This window comes from Solimonas fluminis (assembly GCF_002930645.1).
Classification (GTDB): domain Bacteria; phylum Pseudomonadota; class Gammaproteobacteria; order Nevskiales; family Nevskiaceae; genus Solimonas_A; species Solimonas_A fluminis.
This window is the reverse complement of record NZ_PSNW01000002.1, coordinates 1-18,786: the sequence shown is the minus strand read 5'-3', so window position 1 is coordinate 18,786 and position 18,786 is coordinate 1. Positions and strand designations below refer to the sequence as shown.

Genomic DNA, 18,786 nt, shown 5'->3' with positions numbered 1-18,786 from the left:
GCGGCTGGCAGCCGCTCCTGCGGGACCGGCGCGCCGCCTTCAGAACAGCGTCGGCGTCTCGTCCAGCAGTTCCCGCAGCGGCGAGGCCACGTGGAACAGGTGCCCCTGGGCGTTGCGCACGCCCAGCGAGGTCAGCGCCTCCAGGGTCGGCTGGTCCTCCACGCCCTCGGCGATCACCTCCAGGTTGAGGCACTGGCCGATCTTGCAGATCGACTGCACGATGGTCTGGTTGACCGGATCGTGCACCAGGTCGCGGGTGTAGCTCTGGTCCACCTTGATGCCGTCCACCTGCAGCGACTTCAGGCATTCGAAGGACGTGAAGCCGCTGCCGAAATCGTCCAGCAGGATGCGATGGCCGCGCTCGCGCAGCGCTTCCAGCAGTTCCTTGGCCGCTGCCTGGCGGCCGAAGGCGGTGGCCTCGGTGATCTCGAAGCCGATGCGGCTGGGGTCGGCGCGGGTCTCGCGCAGCGTATCCAGCAGCAGCGGCTTGAAGTCGGGATCGGCGATGCTGCTGCCGGAGAGGTTCAGCGTCAGGTAGGAGTAGCCTCCCATGCCCTCCGCGGTGGTGCGCCCGCGCTGCTGCAGGAAGGACAGCGTGCGCTGCACGATCCAGCGATCCAGCTTGCCCGCCAGGCCGAAGCGGATCGCCGCCGGGATGAACGCGCCGGGGTAGATCAACTGGCCGCAGGGTTCGCGCAGGCGGATCAGCACTTCCAGTCCCGGGCTGCGGCGGCCGTCCAGCGCCACGATCTTCTGCGCGTGGAGCTGCATGCGGTCCTCGTCCAGCGCCTGCTCCAGGCGCGAGGCCCAGTCCATGTCGTTGTGCGCCTGCCGGACTTCCTCGTCGCTCTGCTGGTACACCTGGGCGCGGTTGCGGCCGCGCTGCTTGGCGATGTAGCAGGCGGTGTCGGCGCGCTTGAGCAGCTCCGCGCTGCTGCGCGTCGTGTCGTCGGCCACCGCGATGCCGATCGACAGCCCAAGCTGGAACTGCCGGTCCTCCCAGACCAGGCGGTAGGCCCCCACCACCTGGATCAGGCTGGTGGCCAGGCGCATCGCCTCCTCCACCCCGGCGCAGTCCGCGATCACGGCGAACTCGTCGCCGCCCAGGCGCGCCAGCAGGTTGCCGCTGCGCAGGCGCTCGCTGAGCAGGCGGCTGAGCTCGCGCAGCACGCGGTCGCCGGCCTGGTGGCTGCAGGTGTCGTTGATCAGCTTGAAACGGTCCAGGTCCAGGTACAGCAGGGTCTGGCGCCGGCGGCCAAGGCCGCCGCTGTAGAGGCGCTCGTCGAGCACGTCCTCGAAGTAGCGGCGGTTGGGCAGGCCGGTCAGCGCGTCGTGGTGCGCCTCGTGCGTCAGCGAATCCTCGTAGCGCTTGCGTTCCGAGATGTCCTGGATCTGCGAGATGAAGAACTGCGGCCGGCCCTGCGGGTCCCGCTTGAGCGAGACGTCGAGCTGGATGTCGACGACATGGCCCTGCTTGTGGATGTAGCGCTTGTCCAGCGTGTAGCCGTCGCGCTTGCCCGCCAGCACCTGCTCCAGCAGCGCCAGGTCGCTGTCCAGGTCGTCGGGATGCGTGATGTCCTGGAAGGTCATGTCCAGCAGCTCGCGTTCGCTGTAGCCGACGATGCGCGGCAGTGCGCGGTTCACCGCCAGCCAGCGTCCCTCCGGCGACACCAGGGCGATGCCGATGGGCGCGTTGTCGAAGGTGTGGCGGAACAGGGTCTCGCTCTCGCGCAGCGCGATCTCGGCGTCGCGCCGGCCGCTGATGTCGCGCCCCTCCGCGATCAGCAGGCTGATGTGCCCGGCCGGGTCGCGTACCGGCTTGATCGAGAAGTCGATCGCCAGCAGCCGGCCGTTGAGGCCCCTGAGCTCGGTCTCGTAGCGCACGAACTCGCCCGCGGCGGCGCGCTGGATCGCCCGGCGCAGCTGCTGGCGCGCACCCATGTGGGTCTGCCACCAGGCGGTCCGCCAGAACGGCCGCCCGTTCACCTCGGCCGGCGTCACCCCGGCGAAATCCAGCGCCGTCTCGTTGATCTCGATCACGCCGCCGTCCGGTTCCAGCAGGCAGATGAACTGGAACATGGAGTTGAAGATCGCCCGGAAGCGCTGTTCCCAGGGGCTGGCGCTGTCGGTCCCTTCCCGCGGGGACGGGGCCGGCGGCGTCGCGGTCGGGGTCTTCGGGGACGGCTTCATGGGCGGGATAGCGGCCGCGGCCGGGTTGCCTGAAGGGGGGGCGGGCGGACGGTCGTCCGGCGGCGACGAACGGCGGCAAACGGCGCCGGCCGGCTTGCCGCTACAATGCCCGCCTGTCGTCCCGAGCGCCCCCATGTCCGAGAACAACCCCGCAGGCAAGGCCCCAGACCAGCCGGGCCATACCCACTTCGGCTACGAGTCCGTGCCCACCGCGGAGAAGCAGAAGCGCGTGGCGGGGGTGTTCACCTCGGTGGCCGGCAGCTACGACATCATGAACGACCTGATGTCCTTCGGCGTCCACCGCATCTGGAAGCGCTTCGCCATCGACCTGGCCGGCGTGCGGCCCGGCGAGCGGGTGCTGGACGTGGCCGGCGGCACCGGCGACCTGACCCGCGAGTTCGCCCGCCTGGCCGGCCCGCGGGGGCAGGTGATCCTGACCGACATCAACGCCGCGATGCTCAACGAGGGCCGCCGCGCCCTGGCCGACCGCGGCGTGGTCGGCGTGCCCCTGGTGCAGGCCAATGCCGAGAAGCTGCCCTTCGCGGAAGCTTCCTTCGATTGCATCACCATCAGCTTCGGCCTGCGCAACGTCACCGACAAGGATGCCGCGCTGCGCTCGATGAAGCGCTGCCTCAAGCCGGGCGGGCGCCTGCTGGTGCTGGAGTTCTCCAAGCCGCAGAGCGAGCTGCTGGGCAAGGTCTACGACCAGTACTCTTTCCGCCTGCTGCCGCTGATGGGCCAGCTGGTCGCGCGCGACGCCGATTCCTACCGCTACCTGGCCGAGTCCATCCGCATGCATCCGGACCAGGAGACGCTCAAGGGCATGATGCAGGACGCCGGCCTGTCGCGCGTGCAGGTCTACAACATGACCGGCGGCATCGTCGCCGTGCATCGCGGCTTCCGCCTGGACTAGGCCCTTGAAAGCCCCTGCCTTGCTCTGCGCCGCCGTCGAGGTGGCGCTCAACCGCACGCTGCGGCTCGAGCCCGCCGTGGCCGAGGAATGCGGCCGCCTGGCCGGGCGCGTGATCGCGCTGGACGTGGAGGGCCCCGGCTGGAGCTTCTTCATCGAGTTCGCCCCGGGCGGCGTGCGCGTGCTGGACGAGCTGGCCGGCGAACCGGATGTGCGCGTGGCCGGAGGCCTGACCACGCTGATGCGCCTGGCCTGGCAGGTCACCCAGGGCGAGGCCGGCGTGCCGCAGGGCCTGCGCGTGGACGGCGATACCGAACTGCTGAGCCGTTTCAACCGCCTGCTGGCCCAGGCCGGCTTCGACCCCGAGGAACTGGCCGCCAAGGTCGTCGGCGATGCCGGCGCGCACCGCCTCGTGCAGGGCGTGCAGAAGCTGTTCGGCTGGGGCCGCCAGACCGCCGCGACGCTGGGCCTGGATGCCGCCGAGTACCTGCGCGAGGAAACCCGCGACCTGGCCCGCGCGGCCGACGTGGAACAATGGATGGACGCGGTGGACGAGCTGCGTGGCGGCGTCGACCGCCTGGAGGCGCGCCTGCGCCGGATCGAGGAAGCCCAGCGATGAACTTCGTGCGCCTGCGGCGCCTCTGGCACATCCAGCAGGTGGTGCGCCGCTACAACCTGCGCGTGATCCTCAAGGGCGGGGAAGACCGCGACCCGCGCCCGCGCGGCGAGCGCATCCGCATGGCGCTGGAAGAACTGGGCGCCGTGTTCATCAAGTTCGGCCAGGCGCTCTCCACGCGCCCGGACATCGTGCCGGCCGACATCGCCCTCGAGCTGGCCCGGCTGCAGGACCGCGTGCCGCCGTTCCCGGGAGAAGAAGCGGTGGCGATCATCGAGCGCGAGCTCGGCAAGCCCATCCGCGAGCTGTTCGCCGAGTTCGACCCGCAGCCGATGGCCTCGGCCTCGGTGGCCCAGGTGCATGCCGCGCGGCTGTTCCCGGCCGCGCCCGGCGAGCCGGGCCTGCAGGTGGTGGTGAAGGTCATCCGCCCGGGCATCCGCGACAAGATCGACAGCGACGTGCAGCTGCTGCACACGCTCGCCGACCTCGCGGAGCGCTTCTCGCCGATGGCGCGGCGCCTGCGCCCGCGCGAGATCGTCGCCGAGTACGAGAAGGTGCTGTACGACGAGCTGGACCTGATGCGCGAGGGCGCCTCCGCCGCGCAGCTGCGCCGCAACTGGCTGGGCTCGGAGCTGATCTACCACCCGCTGGTGTTCTGGGACTACACCCGCCCCAGCGTGCTGGTGATGGAGCGCATCTTCGGCATCTCGATCCGCGAGCTGGACCGCCTGCGCGCGCTGGGCGTGGACTTCGAGGCGCTGTCCGAGCGCGGCGTGGAGATCTTCTTCAAGCAGACCTTCCGCGACAACTTCTTCCACGCCGACATGCACCCCGGCAACATCTTCGTGGATGCCAGCAACCCGAGGAAGCCGAGCTACCTGGCGGTGGACTTCGGCATCGTCGGCTCGCTGACGCCGGCCGACCAGCGCTATCTCGCCGAGAACTTCTACGCCTTCTTCAACCGCGACTACCGCCGCGTGGCGGAGCTGCACGTGGAGAGCGAGTGGATCCCGCCGGAAACCCGCGTGGAGGAATTCGAGTCCGCCATCCGCACGATCTGCGAGCCGATCTTCATGCGGCCGATCAAGGACATCTCCTTCGGCTTCTTCCTGATGCGCCTGTTCCAGGTGGCGCGGCGCTTCAACTACCAGGTGCAGCCGCAGCTGGTGCTGCTGCAGAAGACCCTGCTGCAGGTCGAGGGCCTGGGGCGCCAGCTCAACCCCGAGCTGGACCTGTGGAAGACCGCCAAGCCGATCATGGAAGACTGGATGCGCCAGCGCATCGGCCCGCGCGCCACGCTGGAGCGCATGCGCCGCGAAATGCCGGCGCTCACCGAATCGCTGCCCGAGCTGGCGCACCACGCGCTGCGGCAGCTGCAGAAGGGCGAGGGCCTGGGCGGCCCCGGCCGCCGCGAGCTGCAGGCCCTGCGCCTGGAGATCGAGGCCTCGGGCCGCCGCACGCGCCGCAGCGTGCTGGCCGGCGCCAGCCTGCTCGGCGCCGTGCTGGTCTACGTGCTGGCGCCGCAGGCGCAGCCGCAGCTGCTGGGCGCGCCGTCGCTGGCCTGGCTGCTGGGAGCGATTGCCGCCCTGATGGCCTGGCGCGGGCGACGCTGAAGGGCGGTCGTTCCGGGCGACATCGACCTTGCCGCCGGCAAGCGGCCCCTGCGTCCGAGGCCCTCTCGCACGCGGGCGCCGTCCGGGCAGCCCTGCCTCTCCCGCCTTCTGCGTGTCATTCCCCGGCCCAGGCTGCTTGACGGCAGGGCGGCCGGGAGCCGGCGCTACTCGGCGGGACCGCCGCCCGGCGCCGCTTCCTGGGTCGCCGCCCCGGTCGCCGTGGCCGTCACCGGCGCGGGATCAGCCACCGCGGCTTCGATGAGCGCCGCCGCCGGATCCGGTTCTGCCGGTTCTGCCGGTTCTGCCGGTTCGGCCATCGCCAGGCTCAGCCGCAGCGGCTGGGCCGACACGCGCAGGCTGCGCGTGGTGCCCTGCTCGCGGATCAGCGCGGAGGGCGGGATCAGCCGGATGCCCTGCGACTGCAGCCGCGGGATTTCGCGCTGCAGCAGCGCCAGGGTCTCCGGATAGGGGTGGCCGATCGCCAGCGCGCTGCCGTTCTTGCGTGCCAGCGCCAGCAGCCGCTGCCATTCCCCCTGGACCGCGGCCGCGCCGCGGCTGTTGTCGAGGAACACCTGGCGCCGCGTGGTCGGCAGGTCCTGCCGCCAGGCCTCGGCCTCGGCCTGCGTCGCCGCGCTGGTGCGGCTGTCCACGAAGTACAGGCCGCCGCGCGCGCGCAGTTCGCCCATCAGCCAGCGCATCGGCTCGCTCTCGCTGGTCAGGCGGCTGCCCTGGTGGTTGTTGACGCCGACCGCCTGCGGCACCGCCGCCAGCGCGCGCTGCAGCAGCGCATCGCGCTGCGCGGGGCTGGCCGTGTCGAGGATCGTCAGCGGATGGCCGCGGCCCTGGCCGGGCTGCAGCGGCAGGTGCAGCATCACTTCCTTGCCGCGCGCCTGGGCCAGCGCCGCCACCTGCGGCGTGTAGGGGGACTCCGGCAGCATCGCGCAGGCCACCGGGCCGGGCAGCTCGGCGGCGGTGCGGCTTTCCGCCAGCCGGTCGCCGAGGTCGTCGATGATGATGCTGATCGCCGGCGGCCGCGCGCCGGCGATGCAGGGCAGCCACAGCAGCAGGGCGGCGCCGGCGGTCCGGCGCAGGGGCCGGCGCGGCCTCACCTCGCGCGGACGATGACCAGGCCCTTGAGCAGGTTCAGCGCCTCGTAGAGCGCGTAGTCGCTCTCGGCCAGCTGCTCGGCGTCCTTCGCCTCCTTGGCCTTGGCCTCCTTGTCCTTCAGGGCCTCTTCCTTGTCCTTCTTCTTGGACTTGTCGTTCGACAGGCTGCCCTTGAGGTCGGCCTCCTCGATGCCCTCGAAGGCGGCCTGCTGCTCGTCCTTGGCCACCTTGAGCTGGCGGATGGCGATGTCGGGCTCGATGCCCTCGCCCTGGATCGAGCGGCCGTTGGGGGTGTAGTAGCGCGCCGTGGTCAGCTTGATGGCGGCATCGCTCTGCAGCGGCATGATGGTCTGCACCGAGCCCTTGCCGAAGCTCTTGGAGCCCACCACCACCGCGCGCTTCTGGTCCTGCAGCGCGCCGGCCACGATCTCCGAGGCCGAAGCCGAGCCGCCGTTGATCATCACCACGATCGGTGCGCCCTTGAGCAGGTCGCCCGGCCTGGCGGTGAAGTCGCGGGCGCTGGCCAGCTCGCGGCCCTTGATGCTGACCACCGAGCCGCTCTCCAGGAAGGCGTCGCTGACCTTGACCGCGGCGTCGAGCACGCCGCCCGGGTTGTTGCGCAGGTCCAGCACCAGGCCCTTGAGATCGCCGCCGTTGTCCTTCTTCAGCTTCTCCATCTCGCGTTCCAGTGCCGAGCCGGTCTCGGTGGTGAAGCTGCTGATGCGCAGGTAGCCCATGCCGGGCTCCAGCATCTTGCTCTTGACGCTGGCCACCTTGATCTCGGCGCGCACCAGGTCGACCACCACCGGCGCATTGGCGCCTTCGCGGGCGATGGTGAGCTGCACCTTGGTGCCCGGCTCGCCGCGCATCTTGTCCACCGCCTCGGCCAGGGTCAGGCCCTTCACCGAGGTCTCGTCGATCTTGATGATCAGGTCACCCGGCTGGATGCCGGCCTTGGCCGCGGGCGTGTCGTCGATCGGCGACACCACGCGCACGAAGCCGTTCTGCATCTGCACCTCGATGCCCAGGCCGCCGAACTTGCCGGAGGTGCTGATGTTGATGTCCTGGAATTCCTTCTCGTCCAGGTAGGCCGAGTGCGGATCCAGGCCGGCGAGCATGCCGCGCACGGCATTCTCCAGCAGGGTCTTGTCGTCCACCGGCTCGACGTAGTCGCTCTTCACCCGGTTGAGGATCTCGACGAAGGTCTGCAGGTCACGGAAGGGCAGGGCCTCGGTCTTGGCGGTGGCCTTGTCGGCCAGCACGCCCTGGGTCAGCGTGATGCCGGTGCCAATGGCGATGCCGGCCGCGAGCACCAGCGGCGTGCGATAGGTCTTGAGCATGGTTCGGAAGGGGGTTTTCAAGCGTGGGAACGACGATAGCACAAGGCCACGGAAGGGGTTTTCAGCGGCTCAGCCAGAGTTTCGGGTCGAGCGCCATCGTGCCCTTGCGGACCTCGAAATAGACGCCGGATTGCTCGTGCCCGCCGGTGTTGCCGGCCTGGGCGATGACCTCGCCGGCCCGGACCAGGTCGCCGGCGCTGTGCGCCACGCCCTGGTTGTGGCCGTAGAGGGTGAAGTAGCCGCCTTCATGCTCCAGGATCACGATCAGGCCGTAGCGCTGCATCCAGCCGGTGTAGACCACCCGGCCGGCGGACACGGCCCGTACCGGGGCGCCCGCATCGGCGCCGATCCAGTTGCCGTTCCAGGACAGGCGCCCGCCCGCCTTGGGCTGCCCGTAGGCCGCCAGCAGCGGGCCGCGCAGCGGCCAGGCCAGCTTGCCCTTCTGGCTGGGGAAGGGGCGGTCGCTGAACGGCTCCGGCCCGCGCGCCGCTTCCGGCTCCTGCTGCGGCTTGGGGCGGGCGGGTGCCGCCGCGGCCGCCGCCTCGCGCAGGGCGCGCTGGATGGCCTCCAGGGTGCGCTTGACCTCGCGCTCGGTGTCGCGCAGCTGGTTGAGCTGGCTTTCCTGGTCGCCCAGCTTGAGCTGCAGCTGGGACAGCTGGGTGGAGCGGCTGTTGCGCAGGCCGCGCTGGCGCGCCAGCGCCGCCTGCTGCTCGGCGCGCAGCGCCGCCAGGGTTTCGGCCTCGTCGTCCAGCTTGTCGCGCAGGGCGCGCAGCTTGTCGGCATGGGCCAGCATGCTGCGCATGCGGCTGGCTCGGGAGCGGGCCAGGTAGTCGTAGTAGGTGACCATGCGGTCCACCTGCTGCACGTCGCTGAGGTTCAGCAGCAGCCGTGCCGCCGGGTTCTGGCCGATCATGTAGGCCGCCCGCACCTGGGCCGCCAGGGCCTTCTTCTGGCCGTCCAGCTGGCGCTCGGCCTCGTCCAGTTCCGCCTGGGCGCGCCGCACCCGGGCCAGCTGGGTCTGTTCCTTGCGCCGCAGCAGCCCGATCTCGGTCTGGGCTACCGCGATCTTCTTCTCCACGGTCTCCACGTCGCGGCGCAGGGCATCCTCGCGGCTCTTGTTGCCCTCGATCTCGCCCTGCAGCTCCTCGATGCGCCCCCGGACCTCCTCCAGGCGCTTCCCGCCGGCCTCGGCATCGCCGGCGTCGTCCTCGGCAAGGACGGCGGCCGGCAGCAGCAGGGCAAGGGCGATGAGGGCTCGGATCATGCGATAATGATAGGACCTAGCTGTACCCGACCGGAATGGCCTTGAAGCGGTAGATATGGACCAGTTGATCACCTTCGTGCAGAACCACCCCGGCCTGTTCGTGGCCCTGGCGGTGGTCGTTGTCCTCCTCGTCGCCAACGAGATCCACGGCAACCTGGCCGGCGGCAAGCGCCTGACCGCCCTGGAAGCGGTGCGCTTCATCAATGACCGCGACCCCGTGATCATCGACCTGCGCAACGCCGCCGACTTCAAGCGCGGCCACCTGCTCAACGCCGTCAACGCGCCTTTCGCCAAGTTCGACGAATACGTCGGCCAGTTCCGCGACAAGACCCGTCCGGTGCTGCTGTACTGCGCGCTCGGCACCATGGGCAGCAGCGTCGCCGAGAAGCTGCGCAAGCAGGGCTATGCCGAGGTCTACCCGCTGCGCGGCGGCATCAACGCCTGGCTGATGAACAGCCTGCCGGTGACGGTGAAATAAAGATGAAACCGGTGCGCATGTACACCACGCGGGTCTGCCCCTTCTGCGTGATGGCCAAGCGTCTGCTGACCGCCAAGGGCGTGGCCTACGAGGAAATCCGCGTCGACGAGAGCCCTGGCGTGCGTGAGGAGATGATGCGCATCAGCGGCCGCCGCACCGTGCCGCAGATCTTCGTCGGCGACACCCACGTCGGCGGATTCGACGACTTGTCCGCCCTCGACCACGCGGGCAAACTCGACCCGCTGCTCAACGACTCCAACTCATGACCGATACCGCCCCGAATCCCGCCGCCACGGCCGGCGCCGCTCCCGCGCGCCAGGTGCTGCTGCAGAAGATCTACCTCAAGGACGCCTCGCTGGAGGTGCCGCTGGCGCCCGACGTCTTCACCCGCCAGTGGCAGCCGCAGCTGGACGTGCAGGTCAACACCGAGCTCAAGCCGCTGCCGCAGGACCATTACCAGCTGATGCTGTCGGTGACGGTCACCGCCAAGCTCGGCGAGGACGTGGCCTTCCTGGCCGAGGTCCACCAGGCCGGCGTGTTCATCGTGCGCGGCTTCGACAATCCCGCCGAGAAGCATGCCGTGCTCGGCGCCTTCTGCCCGGGCCAGGTCTTCCCCTTCGCCCGCGACGCGATCGCCGACCTGGTGCAGCGCGGCGGCTTCCCGCAGCTGCTGCTGCAGCCGATCAACTTCGAGGCGCTGTACGTGGAACACCAGCAGAAGGCGGCCGCGGCCGCCCGCACGCAGGCCGAGACGAATGGCGCCGCCGTCGCAACCCACTGAGGACACCGCCGCCGCGCACGGTCCCATCACCGTCCTCGGCGCCGGCTCCTTCGGCACCGCGCTGGCGGTGCACCTCGCGCGCCGCGGCTCCGACACCTTTCTCTGGGGCCGCAACGCCGACAAGATGGCGGCGATGGAAGCGGCGCGCGAGAACGCGCAGTACCTCCCGGGCTGCCACTTCCCGGCGCGCCTGGCTGCCGTGTCCGACCTGGCCGCCGCCGTGCGCGACAGCGAGGACCTGCTGATCTCCACGCCCAGCTACGCCCTGCGCGAGACCCTGGAGAGCCTCAAGCCCCTGCTGCGGCCGGACCAGGGCATTGCCTGCGCCTGCAAGGGCCTGGAACCCAATACCGGCCGCCTGGTGCACGAGGTGATCCTCGACGTGGTCGGCGCCCGCAATCCCATCGCCGTGATCTCCGGTCCCACCTTCGCCAAGGAACTGGGCATCGGCCTGCCCACGGCGGTGACCATCGCCGCCCAGGACGAAGGGTTCACGCGCCGCCTGGTGGGCCGCCTGCACGGCGACGGCTTCCGCGCCTATTCCTCCGAGGACTTCGCCGGCGTCGAGATCGGCGGTGCCGCCAAGAACGTGATGGCGATCGGCGTCGGCATCGCCGACGGCCTGAGCCTGGGTGCCAACACCCGCGCCGGCATGATCACCCGCGCGCTGGCCGAGATGATGCGCCTGGGCAAGGCCCTGGGCGGCAAGCCCGAGACCCTGATGGGCCTGGCCGGCATGGGCGACCTGGTGCTGACCTGCACCGACAACCAGTCGCGCAACCGCCGCATGGGCCTGCTGCTGGCCCAGGGCAAGACCGTGCCCGAGGCGATCCAGGAGATCCAGCAGGTGGTGGAAGGCGTCCGCGCCGCCCCCGAGGTGGTGCGCCTGGCGCGCCGCCTGGAGGTGGAGATGCCGATCACCGAAGCGATCAACGCCGTCATCCAGGGCGAGATCACGCCGGTGCAGGCCGTGATGCAGCTCGCCACGCGGCCGGCGCGGGCTGAGTTGGAGTGATCGCCGCGCGTTGGCGATGCCTAAATGGCATCGCCTGCGGCGCATCACTGCCCGGCCACGGATGGCCGGGCCGGGATTAGCGGGGCGCACGGAAGTCCCGCCATGGATGGCGCCACTGCAGCCGTAATCTTTCAGGAGATCGCGGCCAAGGCCGCTCCCACGAACGGATCCGCTAGACCTCTTTCGCGCCGTCGAAATTCATCTGCCGCCAGGCCTCGAACACCGCGATCGACGCGGCGTTGGACAGGTTCAGGCTGCGGTTGTCCGGCCGCATCGGCAGGTAGACCCGCTGTTCCGGCGGCAGCTCCTCCAGCAGGGCCTGCGGCAGTCCGCGCGATTCCGGGCCGAACAGCAGCACATCGTCCTCCCGGTACGCCACCCGGTCATAGCGCTGCGTCCCTCGCGTGGTGAAGGCCAGCAGCCGCGAGCCGGGCAGGGCGGCACGGAAGGCCGCCCAGTCGGCGTGGTGGCGGATGTCCACGAACTCGGCGTAGTCCAGCCCGGCCCGGCGCAGGGAGGCGTCGTCGGTGCGGAAGCCCAGGGGGTGGATCAGGTGCAGCCGCGCCCCGCTGTTGGCGCAGAGGCGGATCAGGTTGCCGGTGTTCGGGGGGATTTCCGGCTGGTACAGGGCCAGGTGGATCATGACGGCTGCGGCTCCCCGCAGCTCCAGCAGGTCTCGAAGCTCACCGGGGAGTCCTCGCCGCAGCCGCAGTGCCATTCCGCGTGGGAGTGGCGCCGCCGCTCGTACTGGCGCAGCAAGTCCTCCGCCCGGGGGCGGTCGCGGTCGTCCTGCAGGCACAGCCGGGGGTAGGCGTCCACCGCCAGGTCGCCCCGGGCGCTCCACAATCCCGCGCCCAGCACGCTGCAGCCGATGCCGTGCGCCGCCAGGTACTCCCGGAGGATTTCGGCCTCGATCGGGTCGGCGGCGAGGTAGAGGGTCTCCATGGCCCGGATTGTAGGGTGGGGCCTACTTGATTGACAGCTTTCGAAGCGGCGCCTAAGCTGCTGACGCTGCATGAAATTCGAGGTTGGGGGAAAGCCATGAAACTGTCTCACGTCGCTGCCGCTGCCATTCTCGCCCTGAGCGCCAACCTGGCGCAGGCTGACGAGTACCGCGAGGACGCCGGCACCACGCCGACCGCCGCGGCCATGGCGGCCGATCTGATCCTCGTGCGCCCGCTGGGTGCGGTCGCCACGGTGCTGGGGGTGGGCCTGTTCGTGCTCAACCTGCCGCTGTCGATCGTGCAGGGCGAGCCGCCGGCCGCGCCGGCGCAGCGCTGGATCGTGGAACCCGCGCGCTTCACCTTCTCGCGCCCGCTGGGCCAGATGGAATAAGTCCATCGCATCTGCATGAAAAAAGCCGCCGGGGACCCGGCGGCTTTTTTGTTGGGCGGCAAACCGCGCCAGCCCTGCCGTTCGCCCTGAGCCTGTCGAAGGGGTGAGGCGGAAGAAGATGAATGTCCGGTGGACGTTCATCCCGCCAAACGCTCCATGGGCGAGGTGAAGTCTCGCCATGGACGGCGCCACCGTTGCGGCTAGCGCAGTACCTTGCCGTCACTATCCAGCACCGTCACCTCGCCCAGCTCCAGCTTGCGCACGCCCGCCTCGATCTTCTCCAGGTCGCCGACGATCAGCCAGGTCAGGGCCTGCGGCTGCACCAGGCGTTTCGCCGCCGCGTTGACCGCCTCCGCATCCAGCGCTTCCACCTTGCCGACCAGGTCGTTCCAGTAGCTGTCCGGCAGTCCGAACTTGAGCAGCGTGCCGTAGGACCCCGCGATCTCGCCCGAGGTCTCGTTGGCGCCGGGCAGGCGGCGCACGGTGCGGTCCTGCGCGTCGCGCACTTCCTGCGCCTGCAGCGGCCGCTGGCCGGTCAGTTCCTGGTACTCGCGCAGCAATTCCTTGATCGACTCCACGGTCTTGTCGGTCTGCACCGGGGCGCGCAGCGCAAAGGGCCGCTGCGCCTGCGTGGCCATCACCTCGCTGCGCACGCCGTAGCTCCAGTGCTTGTCCTCGCGCAGGTTGAGGTTCACGCGGGACAGGAAGTCGCCGCCGAAGGCGTCGGCCGCCAGGCGCATGGCGATGTCGTCCGGGTCGCGCAGCGGCGGCGCCAGGTGCGCGGCCAGGATGTAGGACTGCTGGCTGCCGCTGCGGTTGACCAGGAACACGCGCGGTTTCTGCGGCAGGGCCACCTCGGCCAGCTGCTTCTGCGGCGCGGGTTCCGCCGGTGCCTTCCAGGCGCCGAGATACTGCTCCAGCAGCGGGCGGATCTGTGCCTCGCGGGTGTCGCCCACCACCAGCAGCGTCGCCTGGTCGGGACGCATCCAGCGGGCGTAGAACGCCCGCAGGTCGGCCACCGACAGCTTCGCCAGCTGCTCCTCGCTGCCCAGGCCGCTGAGCGGGCCGGAGTAGGCATGCCCCTCGCCGTAGATCAGCCGCGGGTAGAGGCGTCCGGCGATGCCGGCCGGCTGCGCCTTCTCCTGCTGCACGGCGGCGATGATCTGCTGGCGGATGCGGTCCAGCTCCTTCTGCGGGAAGGCCGGGCGCAGCAGCACGTCGGCGAACAGTTCCAGCGATTCCGGCAGGCGGCCGCTGAGCGCGTTGAGCGAGACCAGGAAGCTGTCGAGGTCGGCCATCGCCGCCAGTTCCGCGCCCAGGGTTTCCTTGCGTGCCGCGATCTGCAGCGCGTCGCGCGTCGGCGTGCCCTCGTCCAGCATCTCCAGCATCAGCCGCGCGGTGCCCGGCGTGCCGCCGAGATCCGCGGCGTAGCCGGCGTCCACCAGCAGGCTCAGCTGCACCACCGGCGCGGACGGGTATTCCGCCAGTGCCACCTTCAGGCCGTTGGACAGCGTGAAGCGCTGCAGCGGCGGCAGGCGCAGGCCCGGCGCCTTGCCGCGCTCGGGCAGCTTCGAGCGGTCGGCGCCCTGGTCGGCCGTGCTGTATTCGGGGAAGGGCTCCACGGTCAGCGTGAAGGCGCCGTCGTCCAGCCAGGCCCGCGCCGCGCGCTGCACGTCGGCCGGGGTGGCCTTGCGGATCAGATCGGCTTCACGTGCCAGCGCGTCCGGCGAGCCGCAGTAGACCTGGTAGGTGGCCAGCACCCCGGACTTGCCGGCGCGGCCGTCGATCTGCTCCAGGCCGCGCACCCGCGCCGCGAAGTAGCGCGTCTTGGCGCGCTGCAGCTCGGCCGGCGTCGGGCCCGTGCGCAGGAAGCGCGCCAGCTCCTCCTCCATCACACGGTCCACCGCCGCGGCGTCGCCGCCGGGCTGCACGTAGGCGTCCAGCGTCATCGGCGCGGCGATCTCGAAGGGGTAGCTGGCGCTGGATACCGAGGTGGCCGTGCGGTCGCGGTAGACCAGCCGCTGGTAGAGGCGGCTGGTGCGTCCGTCGGCCAGGATGCTGCCGGCCAGGTTCAGCAGGGTGCTGTCGCCGTCGCAGAGACCCGGCGTGTTCCAGACCTTGATGATGCGCGGCTGCGGCACCCGGTCCTGCAGCACGCTGCGCTTGGCGCCCTGGCGCTTGGCCGGCCAGGCGTCGATGCGCTCGCGCACGGGGCCGGAAGGGATGTCGCCGAAGTACAGCTGCACCTTCTTCAGTACCTCGGCCGGGTCGATGTCGCCGGCCACCACCAGGGTGGCGTTGGCGGCGCCGTAGTGCGCGCGGAACCAGCTCTTCACGTCGTCCAGCGTGGCGGCGTTGAGGTCCTTCTCCGAGCCGATCGTGGTCCAGGAATAGGGGTGCCCGGCCGGGTAGATCGAGCGCGAGATCACGTCCCAGACCCGGCCGTAGGGCTGGTTCTCGCCCTGGCGCTTCTCGTTCAGCACCACGCCGCGCTGCTCGTCCAGCTTGGCCTGGTCCACCGCGCCCAGCAGATGCCCCATGCGGTCGGATTCCAGCCACAGCACACGGTCCAGGGCCGGCGTCGGCACGTTCTGGAAGTAGTTGGTGCGGTCCATCCAGGTGGTGCCGTTGATCTTGGTGGCACCGGCCTCCGCCAGCGGGCGGAAGAACTCGTCGTTGTAGTGCTCCGAGCCGTTGAACATCAGGTGCTCGAACAGATGGGCGAAGCCCTGGCGGCCCGGCGGCTCGTCCTTGCTGCCCACGTGGTACCAGACGTTCACGGCGACGAGCGGTGCCTTATGGTCCTCGTGAAGGATCAGCGTCAGGCCGTTCGGCAGGATATGCTTCTCATAGGGAATGCGCAGGTCCGGGAAGGCCGGCTGCGCGGGCGCGGCGGCGGTGGCGTGACCCTGCGACAGCAGCAGACCCAGCGCGGCGAGCAGCGCTTTTCTCATTGGCGGTATCCCCTGGGAATCTCTGGAAATCTTCGGACGGTTATAGCGTGACCGGCTCATCGACACCACAGCGGGCGGGCGGTTCCCCGGCGATCTCGCCGCAGGGCTGGCTGGCCGGCGCCCGGCCGCTGCCCTCGCCCAACCAGGATGAACGTCCCGACCCCCAGGACATCAGCCTGCTGGTGATCCACAACATCTCCCTGCCGCCGGACCGCTTCGGCGGCCCCTGGATCGACGCGCTGTTCACCAACAGCCTCGATCCCGGCGCCCATCCCTACTTCGAGACCATCCACCAGCTGCGCGTGTCGGCGCACCTGTGCATCTTCCGCGACGGCCGCGTGACGCAGTACGTGCCTTTCGGCCGCCGCGCCTGGCACGCGGGCGTCTCGCGCTTCGAGGGGCGCGAGCGCTGCAACGACTTCTCCATCGGCATCGAGCTGGAGGGCTGCGACAGCAAGCCCTTCACCGCCAAGCAGTACGCGCGCCTGGCGCGGGTCACGCGGGCCCTGCTGGCCGCCTATCCCCGCCTGGCGCCGGAGCGCATCGCCGGGCACTCGGACATCGCTCCCGGCCGCAAGACCGACCCCGGCCCCTGTTTCGACTGGGTGAGGTACCGCGCCCTGCTCGCGGGTAGAGTACGCGCATGAACCTCATCGGCATCCTCATCGCGCTGGGACTGGAGCGCCTGCTCGGGCAGCTGCCCGGCTGGGGACGCCCCCTGCTGTTCCTCGGCTACGTGAGGGCGCTGATGGCCCTGCTGCCGTTTCCGCCGCTGTGGCGTTCGCCGGTGGCGCTGCCCCTGCTGCTGCTGCCGCCGCTGCTGCTGATCTGGGGCCTGTCGGGCGTGTTCACGCATCCGCTGGCGGACCTGGCCTGGTCCTCGCTGCTGCTGCTGCTGTGCCTGGGGCCGCGCGACCTGGCCGAGGACGTGCACCGCCTGGTCGAGGCGCGCGAGGCCGGCGACGGCGAGACCGCGACGCAGCTCGCCGCCGCGCTGCAGCGCGGCCCGCAGCCGGACGCCGGCCACCGCTCCCTGCTCGGTGCCCTGTTCATCCAGTCGCACGAGCGCCTGTTTGCCGTGCTGCTGTGGTTCTTCGCGCTGGGCCCGCTGGGCGCGGTGCTGTACCGCTGCCTGAGCCGCCTGCCGCGCATCCTGCGCGAGACCGTGCCCGACAGCCCCGCCGTGCGCCTGGCCGACCTGCTCCACGGCGCCTTCGCCTGGCTGCCGGCGCGCATCACCGCGCTGCTCTACGGCATGGCCGGCAGCCTCGACGACGCCATGCAGACCTGGCGGCAGCTGCTGGCCGAGCGCCAGCACGGCTGGCGCTCGCACACCTGGGCGGTGCTGGCCGAGGTTTCCAGCGCCTCGATGCGTGCCGAGGAGCCGGACGGCCGCGTGGTGGTGCCGGCCTCGCTCGAGGCCAGCCTCGACGAGGTCCTGCGCATGCAGACGCGCGCGCTGCTGATCCTGCTCGCCTTCTTCGCCCTGTTCGCCACCGGCAGCATGTTCTGATGAAACGACTCCCCGCGGCCGCCCTGCTGGCCCTGTTCCTGTTCCTGCCGGCCGCACAGGCCGCCGAGCGCGTCGTGACGCTGGCCCCGCACCTGGCCGAGCTGGTCTGCGCCGCCGGCGCCTGCGACAAGCTGGTGGGCGTGGCGCGCTACACCGACGAGCCGGGCGCCCGCGGCAAGCCGCAGGTGGGCGACGCCTTCACCGTCAACATCGAGGCGCTGCTGGCGCTGCGCCCCGACCTGGTGCTGGCCTGGGGCGGCGGCACCTCGCCGCAGTTCATCCAGCGGCTGCAGGCCGTGGGCATCCCGGTGCGCTGGGTCACGGTGCGCAAGCTCGACGATGTCGGCTCCGCCGTGCAGCAGCTCGGCGTGCTGCTGGACACGCGCCCGGCCGCCGACAAGGCCGCCGCGGCCTACCGCAAGCGCCTGGCGGCCCTGCGCGAGCAGTACCGCGGGCGCGCGCCGCTGAAGGTCTTCTACCAGGTGGAAGTGAGCCCCATGTTCACGCTCAACCAGAGCAGCCCGATCAGCGAGGCGATCACGCTCTGCGGCGGCGTCAACGTCTTCGCCGGCAGCCGCAAGCTGGCCGGGCCGGTGAACGTGGAGGCGGTGCTGGCGGCGAGCCCCGACGTGATCGTGTTCGGCCGGCAGGACATGGCGGCGAAGATCCGCGAGTTCTGGAAGAAATGGCCGCTGGTGCGCGCGGTGGCGCACCGGCAGCTCTACGAGATCGACGCCAGCACGCTGACGCGCCAGTCGCCCAAGGTGCTGGATGGCGTGCAGGAGCTGTGCAAGGTGCTGGATACGGCGCGGCCGGTGTACCTGGACCTGCCGAAGAGCTAGACCCTTTCCCCGAACCGCTCATGCCGAGTGCCGCGGAGCAGCGTATCGAGGCACGCGCGCAGCTTGCCGGTGGTGGCGGTCCCAGACCGCTCAGGTGATTTAGATCTCTGAAGGTTTATTTCGCCTGGGGGCGACTTACCTTTCTTTGCTTGTGTGTTCAGACCGGACACATGGTTAACAAACGTGCCAAGACATGGTTTACACCCCAGACGCCGACGTCAGGCGTCGTTTGGGGAGAGCCACCATGCCCTGGCACGAGGTTTCGGTCGTGGAACAGCGTCTGGAGTTTGTGCGCCTGGCCAGGCAGCAAGGCGTCAGCCTTGCTGAGCTGTGTCGGCGTTTCGGGATCAGCCGGGTCACGGGCTACAAGTGGCTGGAGCGCGCCGGCGCTGGGCAAGCGCTGACAGATCGCTCGCGACGCCCGCAGAGCAGTCCACGGCGGACCGCCGAAGAGATCACAGAGCAGGTCCTATCCCTGCGCCGGCAGCATCCGGCCTGGGGTGGACGCAAGCTGGCCCACCGCTTGATGCGGCTGGGGCATGAAGACGTGCCGGCTCCCAGCACGATCACCCACATCCTGCGCCGTAACGGCCTGATCGGTGCCGAGCAGAGCGCTGAGGCCATGCCCTGGCAACGCTTCGAGCATGCCGCCCCCAACGACCTCTGGCAGATGGATTTCAAGGGCGACTTTGCGGCCGGCAATCGCCGCCGCTGCCATCCACTCACCGTGCTCGACGATCACTCGCGCTACAACCTGGTCCTGCAGGCCTGCTCCAGCCAAAACACGGCCGAGGTCCGAGGGCATCTGACCCGCAGCTTCCAGCGCTAT

The 18,786-nt window shown here is 70.4% G+C and carries 19 protein-coding genes; 12 read left to right on the top strand and 7 right to left on the bottom strand.

The window, feature by feature from the left end; all coding sequences use genetic code 11:
- Positions 1-39: 39 nt before the first annotated feature.
- Entirely contained in the window at positions 40-2,190 is a 2,151-nt protein-coding gene (locus tag C3942_RS03820; protein WP_165797309.1) for a putative bifunctional diguanylate cyclase/phosphodiesterase, read from the bottom strand.
- Positions 2,191-2,323: 133 nt separating this feature from the next.
- On the opposite strand from C3942_RS03820, the gene ubiE reads away from it, so the two are divergent.
- The 3 genes from ubiE to ubiB are packed head-to-tail and all read left to right on the top strand — an operon-like array spanning position 2,324 to position 5,329.
- Positions 2,324-3,103, top strand: coding sequence for a bifunctional demethylmenaquinone methyltransferase/2-methoxy-6-polyprenyl-1,4-benzoquinol methylase UbiE (gene ubiE, locus C3942_RS03815; protein ID WP_104229039.1), 780 nt, complete (start codon positions 2,324-2,326; stop codon positions 3,101-3,103).
- A 4-nt stretch (positions 3,104-3,107) separates the two neighbouring features.
- Positions 3,108-3,719, top strand: a complete 612-nt coding sequence (locus C3942_RS03810) for a ubiquinone biosynthesis accessory factor UbiJ (protein ID WP_165797308.1) — start codon at positions 3,108-3,110, stop codon at positions 3,717-3,719.
- Positions 3,716-5,329, top strand: a complete 1,614-nt coding sequence (gene ubiB, locus C3942_RS03805; protein ID WP_104229037.1) for a ubiquinone biosynthesis regulatory protein kinase UbiB — start codon at positions 3,716-3,718, stop codon at positions 5,327-5,329. Before C3942_RS03810 ends, ubiB begins: the two co-directional genes overlap by 4 nt.
- 164 nt (positions 5,330-5,493) lie before the next feature.
- Here ubiB and C3942_RS03800 read toward each other — a convergent pair whose 3' ends face one another.
- The 3 genes from C3942_RS03800 to C3942_RS03790 form a co-directional block, all read right to left on the bottom strand.
- On the bottom strand, positions 5,494-6,438 hold the full coding sequence (locus tag C3942_RS03800) for a divergent polysaccharide deacetylase family protein (RefSeq protein WP_104229036.1): 945 nt from the start codon (positions 6,436-6,438) through the stop codon (positions 5,494-5,496).
- Complete coding sequence (locus C3942_RS03795; RefSeq protein ID WP_104229035.1) at positions 6,435-7,775, bottom strand: S41 family peptidase; 1,341 nt, start codon at positions 7,773-7,775, stop codon at positions 6,435-6,437. Before C3942_RS03795 ends, C3942_RS03800 begins: the two co-directional genes overlap by 4 nt.
- A gap of 61 nt (positions 7,776-7,836) precedes the next feature.
- Positions 7,837-9,039: a murein hydrolase activator EnvC family protein gene (locus tag C3942_RS03790; RefSeq protein ID WP_104229034.1), complete on the bottom strand. Its 1,203-nt coding sequence runs from the start codon at positions 9,037-9,039 to the stop codon at positions 7,837-7,839.
- Positions 9,040-9,094: 55 nt separating this feature from the next.
- On the opposite strand from C3942_RS03790, the gene C3942_RS03785 reads away from it, so the two are divergent.
- From C3942_RS03785 to C3942_RS03770, 4 genes are read left to right on the top strand one after another with little or no spacing between them, the layout of a single operon-like run.
- Complete coding sequence (locus C3942_RS03785) at positions 9,095-9,517, top strand: rhodanese-like domain-containing protein (RefSeq protein WP_104229033.1); 423 nt, start codon at positions 9,095-9,097, stop codon at positions 9,515-9,517.
- Between the two features lie 2 nt (positions 9,518-9,519).
- Entirely contained in the window at positions 9,520-9,783 is a 264-nt protein-coding gene (gene grxC, locus C3942_RS03780; RefSeq protein ID WP_104229032.1) for a glutaredoxin 3, read from the top strand.
- Positions 9,780-10,298: a protein-export chaperone SecB gene (gene secB, locus C3942_RS03775; RefSeq protein WP_104229031.1), complete on the top strand. Its 519-nt coding sequence runs from the start codon at positions 9,780-9,782 to the stop codon at positions 10,296-10,298. Before grxC ends, secB begins: the two co-directional genes overlap by 4 nt.
- A complete protein-coding gene (locus C3942_RS03770; protein WP_104229030.1) occupies positions 10,273-11,313 on the top strand; it encodes an NAD(P)H-dependent glycerol-3-phosphate dehydrogenase in 1,041 nt (346 codons plus the stop codon). Before secB ends, C3942_RS03770 begins: the two co-directional genes overlap by 26 nt.
- Before the next feature lie 172 nt (positions 11,314-11,485).
- On the opposite strand, the gene C3942_RS03765 is transcribed toward C3942_RS03770, so the two are convergent.
- Entirely contained in the window at positions 11,486-11,956 is a 471-nt protein-coding gene (locus C3942_RS03765) for a tRNA (cytidine(34)-2'-O)-methyltransferase (RefSeq protein WP_104229029.1), read from the bottom strand.
- Positions 11,953-12,258 (bottom strand): putative signal transducing protein, encoded by a 306-nt coding sequence (locus C3942_RS03760; protein ID WP_104229028.1) that lies wholly within the window; start codon positions 12,256-12,258, stop codon positions 11,953-11,955. The genes C3942_RS03765 and C3942_RS03760 overlap by 4 nt, the downstream gene beginning before the upstream one ends.
- Before the next feature lie 96 nt (positions 12,259-12,354).
- Between C3942_RS03760 and C3942_RS03755 the strand changes: the two genes are divergently transcribed.
- Positions 12,355-12,648 (top strand): hypothetical protein, encoded by a 294-nt coding sequence (locus C3942_RS03755; protein ID WP_104229027.1) that lies wholly within the window; start codon positions 12,355-12,357, stop codon positions 12,646-12,648.
- 200 nt (positions 12,649-12,848) lie between these two features.
- Here the strand turns inward: C3942_RS03755 and C3942_RS03750 are convergent, their stop codons facing one another.
- Positions 12,849-15,602, bottom strand: a complete 2,754-nt coding sequence (locus C3942_RS03750; RefSeq protein ID WP_104229026.1) for a M16 family metallopeptidase — start codon at positions 15,600-15,602, stop codon at positions 12,849-12,851.
- A gap of 92 nt (positions 15,603-15,694) precedes the next feature.
- Between C3942_RS03750 and ampD the strand changes: the two genes are divergently transcribed.
- The 4 genes from ampD to C3942_RS03730 form a co-directional block, all read left to right on the top strand.
- Positions 15,695-16,249, top strand: coding sequence for a 1,6-anhydro-N-acetylmuramyl-L-alanine amidase AmpD (ampD, locus tag C3942_RS03745; protein ID WP_366516589.1), 555 nt, complete (start codon positions 15,695-15,697; stop codon positions 16,247-16,249).
- On the top strand, positions 16,246-17,115 hold the full coding sequence (gene ampE, locus C3942_RS03740) for a regulatory signaling modulator protein AmpE (protein WP_104229024.1): 870 nt from the start codon (positions 16,246-16,248) through the stop codon (positions 17,113-17,115). The genes ampD and ampE overlap by 4 nt, the downstream gene beginning before the upstream one ends.
- A complete protein-coding gene (locus C3942_RS03735; RefSeq protein WP_104229023.1) occupies positions 17,115-17,957 on the top strand; it encodes a cobalamin-binding protein in 843 nt (280 codons plus the stop codon). Before ampE ends, C3942_RS03735 begins: the two co-directional genes overlap by 1 nt.
- 244 nt (positions 17,958-18,201) lie before the next feature.
- Positions 18,202-18,786 (top strand): helix-turn-helix domain-containing protein (locus C3942_RS03730; protein WP_165797307.1); only part of this gene is annotated, 585 nt, incomplete at its 3' end.

Excerpts from the sequence above, each read along its gene's own strand:
- C3942_RS03760 (WP_104229028.1), bottom strand. The coding sequence starts at position 12,258 with ATGGAGACCCTCTACCTCGCCGCCGACCCGATCGAGGCCGAAATCCTC.
- grxC (WP_104229032.1), top strand. The coding sequence starts at position 9,520 with ATGAAACCGGTGCGCATGTACACCACGCGGGTCTGCCCCTTCTGCGTG.
- C3942_RS03785 (WP_104229033.1), top strand. The coding sequence starts at position 9,095 with ATGGACCAGTTGATCACCTTCGTGCAGAACCACCCCGGCCTGTTCGTG.
- C3942_RS03755 (WP_104229027.1), top strand. The coding sequence starts at position 12,355 with ATGAAACTGTCTCACGTCGCTGCCGCTGCCATTCTCGCCCTGAGCGCC.
- C3942_RS03820 (WP_165797309.1), bottom strand. The coding sequence starts at position 2,190 with ATGAAGCCGTCCCCGAAGACCCCGACCGCGACGCCGCCGGCCCCGTCC.
- C3942_RS03750 (WP_104229026.1), bottom strand. The coding sequence starts at position 15,602 with ATGAGAAAAGCGCTGCTCGCCGCGCTGGGTCTGCTGCTGTCGCAGGGT.
- secB (WP_104229031.1), top strand. The coding sequence starts at position 9,780 with ATGACCGATACCGCCCCGAATCCCGCCGCCACGGCCGGCGCCGCTCCC.
- ubiE (WP_104229039.1), top strand. The coding sequence starts at position 2,324 with ATGTCCGAGAACAACCCCGCAGGCAAGGCCCCAGACCAGCCGGGCCAT.
- C3942_RS03735 (WP_104229023.1), top strand. The coding sequence starts at position 17,115 with ATGAAACGACTCCCCGCGGCCGCCCTGCTGGCCCTGTTCCTGTTCCTG.
- C3942_RS03790 (WP_104229034.1), bottom strand. The coding sequence starts at position 9,039 with ATGATCCGAGCCCTCATCGCCCTTGCCCTGCTGCTGCCGGCCGCCGTC.
- ubiB (WP_104229037.1), top strand. The coding sequence starts at position 3,716 with ATGAACTTCGTGCGCCTGCGGCGCCTCTGGCACATCCAGCAGGTGGTG.
- C3942_RS03795 (WP_104229035.1), bottom strand. The coding sequence starts at position 7,775 with ATGCTCAAGACCTATCGCACGCCGCTGGTGCTCGCGGCCGGCATCGCC.
- ampE (WP_104229024.1), top strand. The coding sequence starts at position 16,246 with ATGAACCTCATCGGCATCCTCATCGCGCTGGGACTGGAGCGCCTGCTC.
- C3942_RS03770 (WP_104229030.1), top strand. The coding sequence starts at position 10,273 with ATGGCGCCGCCGTCGCAACCCACTGAGGACACCGCCGCCGCGCACGGT.
- C3942_RS03765 (WP_104229029.1), bottom strand. The coding sequence starts at position 11,956 with ATGATCCACCTGGCCCTGTACCAGCCGGAAATCCCCCCGAACACCGGC.